This window comes from Frigoribacterium sp. 9N (assembly GCF_902506305.1).
Classification (GTDB): Bacteria; Actinomycetota; Actinomycetes; order Actinomycetales; family Microbacteriaceae; genus Frigoribacterium.
This window is the reverse complement of record NZ_LR733392.1, coordinates 1,342,097-1,351,739: the sequence shown is the minus strand read 5'-3', so window position 1 is coordinate 1,351,739 and position 9,643 is coordinate 1,342,097. Positions and strand designations below refer to the sequence as shown.

Sequence of the window (9,643 nt, the reverse complement as noted above, 5' to 3'; positions counted from 1 at the left end):
GACCCGACCCGCACCCGCACCGCACCCGCACCGACCCGATCCCCACCCGAGCGAGAGAGCACACCATGTCCCTGCCCACGAAGGCCGCCTCCGGCGGTGAGCTGAGCAACCAGCAGCAGCTCGAGCAGTACGGCTACAAGCAAGAACTCAAGCGGTCGGTCTCGACCGTCGACCTGCTCATCTACGGCTTGATCTTCATGGTGCCGATCGCGCCCTGGGCGATCTTCGGCACCGTCTACAACGCCTCCTCGGGCATGGTGCCGCTGGTCTACCTGGTGGGCCTCGTCGCGATGATCTTCACCGCGCTCGCCTACGCGCAGATGGCCAAGTCGATCCCGCTCGCCGGGTCGGTCTTCTCGTACGTCGGGCGGGGCATCCACCCCGTGGCCGGGTTCTTCGCCGGCTGGGCCATCCTGCTCGACTACCTGCTCGTGCCGACGCTGCTCTACGTCTTCGCCGCCGAGTCGATGATCGGCATCTTCCCGGGCACCGCACGCTGGATGTGGGCCCTGATCTTCGTCGCCGTCAACACCGCCGTGAACCTGCTCGGCATCAGCTCGATCAAGCTGATGAACCGGGTGTTCCTCGCCATCGAGGTCGTCTTCATCGTGATCTTCGTCATCATCGCGGTGACGGCGCTCAACGGCGGCACGATCCCCGGTGCCGAGTTCACGACCGACCCGATCTGGGACTCCAGCAAGGTCACCGCCCCCCTGATCGCCTCGGCGTTGTCGATCGCCGTGCTGAGCTTCCTCGGCTTCGACGGCATCTCGACCCTCGCCGAGGAGAGCACCGGCAAGCGCGGCGGAGCCGGCAAGGCCATGATCATCGCGCTGTTCATCGTGGCGTTCTGCTTCATCCTGCAGACCTGGCTGGCCAGCGCGCTGGCCGGCGGCCGCGACTCGTTCCCCGAGGGCGAGGCCGGGAACGCCTTCTTCGACCTCGTGCGCGAGGCGTCGAACAGCGGGTGGGCGACGGCGTTCTTCGTCGTCAACGTCTTGGCCGTCGGCATCGCGAACGCCATGGCCGCCCAGGCCGCGACGTCGCGTCTGCTGTTCTCGATGAGCCGCGACGGGCAGCTGCCGGCGTTCCTGTCGAAGATCAACACGCGTCAGGTGCCGCAGGCCGCGATCCTCGTCGTGTCGGCGCTCTCGGCCGTGCTCGTGCTGTTCTTCGTCGGCCAGATCGACGTCATCTCGTCGCTGGTCAACTTCGGGGCGCTGTTCGGCTTCATGCTGCTGCACGTGTCCGTCGTGGTGCACTACGTCGTGAAGAAGAAGTCGCGCAACTGGTTGCTGCACCTCGTCGTGCCCGTGGTCGGGTTCCTGATCATCGGCTACGTGCTGGTGAACGCGGCACCCGAGGCCAAGATCGGCGGGCTCGTCTGGCTGGTGCTCGGCGCGGGCGTGTTCCTCTACTACCGCAGCCGAGGAGGCGCGGCGCCGTCCCTCGGGCAGGGTGCGGACGAGCCGGCGGTCACGTCGGTGCCCGCGGCCGACTCGGAACGGCGCGACGCATGACCGCCGAGGACGCCGCCCACGACGGGATCGACCACTTCCTCGGCAAGGAGCACGGTCGTCCCGGTTTCACCGCCACGGTGCCGCCGGCCCTGCGCATCGAGCCGGGTACCGGCGAACGCATCGGGTTCGAGACGAGCGACGCGGTCTACGCCGAGCTGCACCGACACCACGACCTCGCGGAGCTGTCCGTGCCGATCAACCCGGTCACCGGGCCGGTCTACGTCGAGGGCGCGAAGCCGGGCGACGCGCTCGCCGTCACGGTGCACGAGATCCGACTCATCGAGCACGGCTGGTCGGTCAGCCTGCCCGGGTCCGGGGCCCTGCAGCACGTCATGGGCGACGAGATGTTCACCCGCCGCGTGCCGATCGACTCCGACGGGGTGCACGTCACCGACCGGCACGTCTTCGAGGCCCGCCCGATGATCGGCTGCATGGGCACGGCGCCCGCCGAGGGCGAGAACTCGACGATCATGCCCGCGTACGCCCAGGGCGGCAACATGGACGTCACCGAGAACACGGTCGGGTCGACGGTCTACCTCCCGGTCATGGTCGAGGGGGCGTACCTGTCGATCGGCGACGTGCACGCGATCATGGCCGAGGGCGAGTCGTCGTTCGTGGCCATCGAGGCCGAGGGCACGGCGGTCGTCTCGATCGACCTGGTGCCCGGTCTCGGCCTGCGGGCGCCGCGCATCGAGACCGCCGACGACTGGATCTTCGTCGGCCTCGGCGACCCGGTGCAGGAGAGCATCCGCCGCGGGTACGAGGACGCCTTCTCGTTCCTCGTGGACGACCACGGCTGGTCGCGCGGAGACGCCTACGCCGTGCTCAGCGCCGTGGGGCACTCGAGGCTCGGGGGCCCGACCGGCTCGGTCGCCCCCGATCCGCTGCACCCGTTCGACGCCGTCGGCGCGGTCACGCTGCACCGCGTCCCGAAGCACGTGCTGTAGCGCCCGCCGCGCTTGCGCTGCGCGCGCTGCGCGTGCGCTGCGCGTGCGCTGCGCGTGCGCCGCGCGTGCGCCGCGCGTGCGCCGCACCGCCGACCGGACGTCGCACCGCCGAATTCGGCGGTGCGACGTCCGGTCCACGGTGCGACAGGTGCAGGAGGCGCGGATTCAGCCGAAGAGGCGCGTCGCGATCGAGCCGATCAGGTCGTCCGTCGGCACGTTCGTCTGGTCGACGGTGACGACGACGTCGTCGCGCAGCCAGTAGGTCTGCGCGCGGTCCACCGGGTACAGCGGGTCGGGCGTCACGAGTTGGCAGCTGCGCCCCTCGTGGACCGAGGTGCAGGTGTAGCCCTGCGAGGCGAGACCGTCGAGGGCCGCGGCGCCGGCGGCGGGTTCGAGGTGGCCCATCGCGACCGAGATGCCCGAGACGTCGGCCCGCGGATCGCGCCAGAGGCAGGACAGCTCGGTCGCCGCCCCGACGACGTCACGAGCGCCGGCCCCGGCGGGCGGGGTGGTCGGGGTGACCACGCCCGAGCTGGTGCCCGAGCCGCCGAACTCGACCGGGTTGAGCGGGATGTCACCGAAGGTCGAGGCGTAGGTGGCCTGGTCGACGATGTCGGTGCAGTCGACCGGGAGGGCGACCGGGCCGGCGGTCTCGGTGGGCGCGGGCGTGGGCGTGGCGGTGGCCGACGGCGGCGTCGCCGAGCTCGTCTCGGACGGGCTCGGCGTCGCGTCGCCGGCCCCGCCCGCGCAGCCTGCGGTCAGCACCAGGATCAAGCAGGCCGTGGCCCCCGTGCCGATCGCGGCGCGCATCGTCGTCGTGCTCTTCATGGTCGTGCCCTCCTGGTCGTCGGGTCGTCCCCCCGGCAGTCGTTCTCGACGCTACAGACCGGTCCGGCCCGAGCACTCGTCCCAGAGGATGAGGTCGGGCCGGCCAGGATCACGATCGCGTCACGAGGCGTCAGTCGTCGAGGTGCGCCAGGGCGTAGTCGGCCTCCTCGGCGGTGAACTGTTCGCCGTACTCGCTGACGAGCTGGTTGCGTAGCACGTCGCCCGTCATGCCGTCCGCCGCGTAGGCCTTGGCCTTGCGGACGGCGTTGGCCTGCCAGTCGGCGTCGACCGTGTCGACCGCGTACTGCGCCGCGGCCTCGGAGGCGCCGCCGGCCACGAGCTTCGCGTAGGTCTCGAGCTTGCTGCTGCCGAGGCCGTTCGCGATGGTCTCGGCGTCCGCCAGGGCGTCCGAGTGGTCGGCCGGCACGTCGGCGGCCGCCGACGTCGGCGTGGCCGACGCGGTGGGCGCGGGCGTCGACGAGGTGCGGACGGGGGCGGGCTCGGAGGTGGCGGTCACGGCCGGGTCGTCCTGCTGCACGCTGTCGATCGCCGCGCCGAGGCCGACGGCGACGACGATGGACACGATGGTGGCGACGGCTCCCAGGCCGAGGCCGATCCACGCCATGACCTTCGACTGGTGCCGCAGCAGCGCGATGATGCCGAGCACCACGGCGGCGAGTCCGACGATCGTGCCCACCACGGGCACGAGGCCGAGCAGGAACGCGACGACGCCCACGACGAGGGCGGCGATCGCGAGCCCGATCGGGCGGCCCGGTCGCGGCGGCGGGGTCGACGTCCCCGTCGCGGGGTAGGAGGTGGTCGGCTGGTCGGCGGAGGGGCGTCGCTCGTCGGAGCCGCCCCCCAGCGGGCTCTCGGTCGTCATGCTCCCAGCCTGCCAGGTGGCGGACAGACGGGTTCACCCCCGAACGGGGCGCGTCGGCGGGCCGGGGGACGCCAGGCGCATCGTCCGGGCCGGGGGACGCCAGGCGCGTCGCCCGGACCGGGTGCAAGACTGGTCGTCAACGACACGGCCGTCACCGACGACGGCGCACGGCGGGCCGCACGACGCCCGCCCCACCAGAGAGGGTGGCCGATGGGCACGCAGCACGAGCAGGCGTCCGAGCACGCACACGACGCCGGGGCGACGACCGACGCGGGCGGCCGAGGGGACGCGACCCGCGCCTCCTCGTCCGGGGTCACGGACGGTCGAGACGGGCCGGCCGCCCCGACCGCCGACCTCGTCGTGCACACCGTGCGGGTGCACCGCAGCGACCAGCCGTTGGCCCGCGAGGACGAGCTCGCGTGGCGCCTCGCCGCGCTCGCGACCGACGACGCACCCGTCGACGACGACGTGACCGAGATGGTCATCAACCGCCTGATCGACAACGCCGCCGTCTCGGCCGCATCGCTGCTGCGCGCGCCGGTCGCCGTCGCGCGCGACCAGGCGCTCGCGCATCCGCCGACCACCGGAGGCGCGGGCTCGCAGGTCACGGGCGTCGCGCCCGAGCACCCCGTCTCGCCCGAGTGGGCCGCCTGGTCGAACGGGGTCGCCGTGCGCGAACTCGACTTCCACGACACGTTCCTCGCGGCGGAGTACTCGCACCCCGGCGACAACATCCCGGCGATGGTCGCCGTCGCACAACACCGCGGACTCGACGGTGCGGCCCTGCTGCGCGGCATCGTGACCGGCTACGAGGTGCAGGTCGACCTCGTCCGGGCGATCAGCCTGCACGCCCACAAGATCGACCACGTCGCCCACCTCGGCCCGTCGGTCGCGGCCGGCCTCGGCACGATGCTCGGTCTCTCGACCGAGGTGGTGCACCAGGCGATCGGCCAGGCGCTGCACACGACGACGGCCACGCGGCAGTCGCGGAAGGGCGCGATCTCGTCGTGGAAGGCCTACGCCCCGGCCTACGCCGGCAAGGCCGCGGTCGAGGCCGTCGACCGCGCGATGCGCGGCCAGGGCAGCCCCGCCCCGATCTACGAGGGTGAGGACGGCGTGATCGCCTGGCTGCTCGACGGACCCGGGGCGTCGTACGACGTGCCCCTAGCGGCGCCGGGTGCGTCCAAGCGGGGCATCCTCGACACGTACACGAAGGAGCACTCGGCCGAGTACCAGGCCCAGGCCTGGATCGACCTCGCCCGGCGGCTCGGCCGCGCGCACCCCGCCCTCCGCGACCCGGCGCAGGTGCGCCGCATCGTGCTGCACACCAGCCACCACACGCACGTCGTGATCGGCTCGGGCGCCGGCGACCCGCAGAAGTACGACCCCACGGCCAGCCGCGAGACGCTCGACCATTCCATCCCCTACATCGTCGCCGTCGCCCTGCAGGACGGCGAATGGCACCACGAGCGCAGCTACGCCCCGGCCCGGGCGCAGCGTCCCGACACCGTCGAGCTGTGGCAGCGCATCACCACGGCGGAGGACCCCGCCTGGACGGCCCGCTACCACTCGACCGACCCCGCCGAGAAGGCGTTCGGCGGCCGCATCGAGGTCGAGTTCGTCGACGGCACGACCCTCGTCGACGAGATCGCCGTCGCCGACGCCCACCCCCTGGGGGCGCGGCCCTTCGGACGCGAGGACTACGTGCGCAAGTTCCGCACGCTGGCCGAGGGCGTGCTGCCCGACGCCGAGGTCGAGCGGTTCGTCGACCTGGCCACGCGCCTCCCCTCGTTGACGGCGGCCGAGGTGCGGCAGCTCGGCATCGTCGCTCCCGACGCCCTCGCGGGTGCCACCGCCCAGCCGGGCGGGCTCTTCTGATGCTGTACTCGACGGTGTCGCCGGCCGACAAGCGTGCGGCGTTCCGGGCCGGGCTGGCCGACGAGCGCACCCTGGTCTTCCCCGGCGCGTTCACGCCGCTCACCGCGCGCCTGATCGAGCAGAAGGGCTTCGACGGCGTCTACGTGTCGGGCGCCGTGATGGCCAACGAGCTCGGGCTGCCCGACATCGGCCTCACCACGCTCACCGAGGTCGCCACACGGGCCGGGCAGATCGCGTCGATGACCGACCTGCCCGTGCTCGTCGACGCCGACACCGGGTTCGGCGAGCCGATGAACGTCGCCCGCACCGTCCAGGCGCTCGAGGCCGCCGGCGTGGCCGGGCTGCACGTCGAGGACCAGGTCAACCCCAAGCGCTGCGGCCACCTCGACGGCAAGCAGGTCGTGGACGCGACGACGGCGGCAGGGCGCATCCGGGCCGCGGTCGACGCGCGCCGCGACCCGTCGCTCGTGATCATGGCGCGCACGGACGTCCGGGCGCTCGACGGGCTCGAGGCCGCGGTCGACCGGGCCCGGGCCCTGGTCGACGCGGGGGCCGACGCGATCTTCGCCGAGGCGATGGCCGACCTCGGCGAGTTCGAGGCGATCTGCTCCGCGCTCGACGTGCCCGTGCTCGCCAACATGACCGAGTTCGGCAAGAGCGCCCTCTTCACGCACCAGCAACTGCACGACGTGGGCGTGAGCATGGTCATCCACCCGGTGTCGCTCATGCGTGCCGCGATGGGCGCGGCGTCCCGGGCGCTCGACGCGCTCGTGGCCGACGGGTCGCTCGAGTCGCAGGTGCCGACGATGCAGACCCGTGCCGAGCTCTACGAGCTGATCGACTACCCCGGCTACGCCCGCTTCGACGCCGGCGTCTACGACTTCACGCTGGAGGGCTGAGGTCGGGCGCCGGTGCTGGACGCCGCCGAGTGGACAGCGCGCCGCGTCATGCGGCGGCGCGCTGTCCACTCGGCGGTTCTCGGTGCGCATAGGTCGTCTCGTCGACATGACGCGGTGGGTGGGCGGTCGTCCACAGCGAAGTTCTGGAGGCGCGGCCGGGTCCGATCGACGGGCGAGCATCGAGGGATGGACGACGACCTCCCCGATCTGATCTTCTCCGCCACGCCGGGTGCGCAGTCCCGCGAGGCGCGCGCCCTGCGACGCGACGCCGCCGCGGGACGTCTCGTGCGCGTCCAACGGGGCGTCTACGTGGCGACGGAGGACTGGGGCCGACTGAGGCCCTGGCGTCGCCACGTCGTCCGGGTGCGGGCCGCCGTGTCCGCGCTCCCCGCCGACTGCGTCGTGTCCCACGGCTCGGCCGTCGCCGTGCACGGGCTGCCGAGCGTCCAGGGCGACCCGCGCCGGGTGCACGTGATCGACCGACGTCGGGCCTCGACCCAGTGCACGCCGGTCCTCGTCAAGCACGGGGCCGGTCTCGAGGACGACGAGATCGAGTCGGTGGGCGACCTGCTGGTCACGAGTGAGCTGCGCACCGCCTTCGACGTCGCGAGGTCATCCGGGTTCGACGACGGCGTCCTCTGTCTCGACGGCGTGATGCGTCGTCGGCTCTTGGTCGAGAGTCGGCTTCCGAGGGCCGCCGAGATGCGCACCCGAGTCGACGATCTGCGTGACGAGTTCCGGCTCCGGTTCGGGGCGATGGCCGACGGCGTGGTCGGACGGCGGGGTGAGCTGGCACTCGGGCGAGCGATCTCGTTCGCCACGCCCCTGTCCGAGAACGGCGGGGAGTCGCTCGTGCGAGTCGCGTTGCATCGGCTCGGTGCGCCTCAGCCGATCCTGCAAGAAGAGTTCTTCGACGCCCGGGGATTCGTCGGACGATGCGACTTCTTCTTCGAAGAGTTCGGGTTCGTGCTCGAGTTCGACGGTTTCGGCAAGTACTCGGACCCTCGCTTGCTCGCGGGCTCGTCCCCGGCCGAGGTCGTGCGCCGTGAGAAGAAGCGCGAGGCTCGATTGCTGGGCACGGGGCGGGTCCGACGCATCGAGAGATGTGACATCGACGACGCGCTCGATCCGCGACGGCTGGCGGCGATCGTGCGCCGTGGCGGGGTGCCGCTGCGGTCGGGCCGCACCTCGGCGTCGTGGTCGTGAGGGTGCGCTATTCGCACAGCGTCGTCGGCGCCGCGGCAGCGAACCGCCGAGTGGACAAGGCGCCGTGTCGCGCGGCGGCGTCGTGTCCACTCGGCGGTGCGGAGCGGTGCAGAGCGGTGCAAAGCACGGCAAAGCGGTGCGGTGGGGTTGGTTGGGGCGGACTAGGCGAGGTCGGCGAACAGGGCGCTGACGAACTCGGTGCGCTCGACCATGCCGTGCACGCTGATCCACTCGTGTCGGGCGTGCGCTCCGCCGCCGACGCCGCCGACCCCGTCGAGCACCGCCAGGCCCAGCGCGGCGGCGAAGTTGCCGTCGCTGGCGCCGCCGACCGACACCTCGCGCAACTCGAAGCCGAGCGAGGTGGCGACCCGGGCGGCGCGTTCGTACAGCGCGCCGGTCGCGACCGAGCGCTCCATCGGCGGGCGGTTCCAGCCGCCGGTGACCTTCAGCGTCGCGGCGGGATCGTGCGCCGCGAGTCCGGCGAAGACCCGCTCGATGCGCTCGGCCTCGGTCGACGAGGTGACGCGGACGTCGACCATCGCGCGGGCGTAGCCGGCCTTGACGTTGGTGCGGGTGCCGCCCTGAAGCACTCCCACGTTCAGCGAGGTGCCCGCCTCGACGTCGGCGGCGGCGTGCAGGGCCAGGACGACGCGGGCGATCTCGTCGACGGCGCTCGCCCCGGAGCGCGGATGCAGGCCGGCGTGCACCTCGACCCCGAAGGCCTCGACCTCGAAGATGCCGACGCCCTTGCGGGCGGTCTTCACGGCACCGTCGGCGGCCGACTCGAAGACGAACACCGCGCCTCCTCGTCCGACCTCGCGCTCGATCGCCTCACGCGAGGCGATGCTGCCGACCTCCTCGTCGCCGTTGAGCAGCAGGCGCACGTTCGGACGTGGCAGCCCCAGGCGGTCGCCGATCGCGAGGGCGTTGCCGAGCTGGATCAGCCCGGACTTCATGTCGAAGACGCCCGGGCCGGTCATGCGGTCGCCCTCGACCGTGACGGGCCACCCGGCCAGCGTCCCCTCGGACCAGACCGTGTCGTAGTGGCACAGGGCCGACACCCACTCGGTCGAGCCCGACGGCGACGGGTAGTCGAGGGTCACCGTGTCGCCGTAGCCCTCGACGACGTGCACCCGGCGCTCGGCCGGCGGGCCGACGGTCTCGCCGAGCCAGGTCTCGATCCAGCGGAGCCCCGCCTCGAGCAGGTCGACGTCGTCGGACGGCGTCTCGAGGCTCGCGTAGGTCGTCAGGTCGGCCACCATCGCGTCGAGGCGGGCCTCGACCTCGCGACGGAGGGCGGTGACCTGGTCGGGCTGCAGGGCGTCGTGGCTCACGGTCTCGCTCTCGTCGGGCCCGCCACGGTGTGCGGGCATCTGACCATCTCACTCCCGTGGGCGGGGCGGCGACCGGTGGGGAGGCGCGGCGCGGGACCCGAGGAGGCGCGGCGCCGGACCGAGGAGGCGCGGCGCGGGACCCGAGGAG

Annotated in this window: 8 protein-coding genes; 5 read left to right on the top strand and 3 right to left on the bottom strand. The window is 72.6% G+C overall.

From position 1 onward, the window contains the following. Nucleotides 1-65 precede the first annotated feature (65 nt). Together ARTHRO9V_RS09360 and ARTHRO9V_RS09355 are read left to right on the top strand one after the other, a co-directional pair. Nucleotides 66-1,520 (top strand): APC family permease, encoded by a 1,455-nt coding sequence (locus ARTHRO9V_RS09360; protein ID WP_056049559.1) that lies wholly within the window; start codon nucleotides 66-68, stop codon nucleotides 1,518-1,520. Continuing rightward, entirely contained in the window at nucleotides 1,517-2,467 is a 951-nt protein-coding gene (locus ARTHRO9V_RS09355; RefSeq protein WP_159826786.1) for an acetamidase/formamidase family protein, read from the top strand. The genes ARTHRO9V_RS09360 and ARTHRO9V_RS09355 overlap by 4 nt, the downstream gene beginning before the upstream one ends. Nucleotides 2,468-2,632: 165 nt before the next feature. Here ARTHRO9V_RS09355 and ARTHRO9V_RS09350 read toward each other — a convergent pair whose 3' ends face one another. Continuing rightward, entirely contained in the window at nucleotides 2,633-3,295 is a 663-nt protein-coding gene (locus ARTHRO9V_RS09350; RefSeq protein ID WP_159826784.1) for a hypothetical protein, read from the bottom strand. Nucleotides 3,296-3,425: 130 nt separating this feature from the next. Further along, nucleotides 3,426-4,178, bottom strand: a complete 753-nt coding sequence (locus ARTHRO9V_RS09345) for an Ltp family lipoprotein (protein ID WP_159826782.1) — start codon at nucleotides 4,176-4,178, stop codon at nucleotides 3,426-3,428. A 210-nt stretch (nucleotides 4,179-4,388) separates the two neighbouring features. Here ARTHRO9V_RS09345 and ARTHRO9V_RS09340 point away from each other — a divergent pair, with 210 nt between their 5' ends. From ARTHRO9V_RS09340 to ARTHRO9V_RS09330, 3 genes are all read left to right on the top strand, one after another. Continuing rightward, complete coding sequence (locus tag ARTHRO9V_RS09340) at nucleotides 4,389-6,056, top strand: MmgE/PrpD family protein (RefSeq protein WP_159826780.1); 1,668 nt, start codon at nucleotides 4,389-4,391, stop codon at nucleotides 6,054-6,056. Continuing rightward, nucleotides 6,056-6,955, top strand: coding sequence for a methylisocitrate lyase (gene prpB / locus ARTHRO9V_RS09335; protein WP_159826778.1), 900 nt, complete (start codon nucleotides 6,056-6,058; stop codon nucleotides 6,953-6,955). Before ARTHRO9V_RS09340 ends, prpB begins: the two co-directional genes overlap by 1 nt. A gap of 186 nt (nucleotides 6,956-7,141) precedes the next feature. Continuing rightward, the gene (locus ARTHRO9V_RS09330) at nucleotides 7,142-8,161 is read left to right on the top strand and encodes a hypothetical protein (RefSeq protein ID WP_056049415.1); all 1,020 of its coding nucleotides are present in this window, start codon (nucleotides 7,142-7,144) and stop codon (nucleotides 8,159-8,161) included. Nucleotides 8,162-8,322: 161 nt separating this feature from the next. Here ARTHRO9V_RS09330 and ARTHRO9V_RS09325 read toward each other — a convergent pair whose 3' ends face one another. Next, on the bottom strand, nucleotides 8,323-9,534 hold the full coding sequence (locus tag ARTHRO9V_RS09325) for a M20/M25/M40 family metallo-hydrolase (protein ID WP_082460627.1): 1,212 nt from the start codon (nucleotides 9,532-9,534) through the stop codon (nucleotides 8,323-8,325). Nucleotides 9,535-9,643: the final 109 nt, after the last annotated feature.

What these genes read in the sequence shown, in the direction of transcription:
- ARTHRO9V_RS09360 (WP_056049559.1), top strand. Translation starts at nt 66, where the DNA reads ATGTCCCTGCCCACGAAGGCCGCCTCCGGCGGTGAGCTGAGCAACCAG.
- ARTHRO9V_RS09355 (WP_159826786.1), top strand. Translation starts at nt 1,517, where the DNA reads ATGACCGCCGAGGACGCCGCCCACGACGGGATCGACCACTTCCTCGGC.
- ARTHRO9V_RS09350 (WP_159826784.1), bottom strand. Translation starts at nt 3,295, where the DNA reads ATGAAGAGCACGACGACGATGCGCGCCGCGATCGGCACGGGGGCCACG.
- ARTHRO9V_RS09345 (WP_159826782.1), bottom strand. Translation starts at nt 4,178, where the DNA reads ATGACGACCGAGAGCCCGCTGGGGGGCGGCTCCGACGAGCGACGCCCC.
- ARTHRO9V_RS09340 (WP_159826780.1), top strand. Translation starts at nt 4,389, where the DNA reads ATGGGCACGCAGCACGAGCAGGCGTCCGAGCACGCACACGACGCCGGG.
- prpB (WP_159826778.1), top strand. Translation starts at nt 6,056, where the DNA reads ATGCTGTACTCGACGGTGTCGCCGGCCGACAAGCGTGCGGCGTTCCGG.
- ARTHRO9V_RS09330 (WP_056049415.1), top strand. Translation starts at nt 7,142, where the DNA reads ATGGACGACGACCTCCCCGATCTGATCTTCTCCGCCACGCCGGGTGCG.
- ARTHRO9V_RS09325 (WP_082460627.1), bottom strand. Translation starts at nt 9,534, where the DNA reads ATGCCCGCACACCGTGGCGGGCCCGACGAGAGCGAGACCGTGAGCCAC.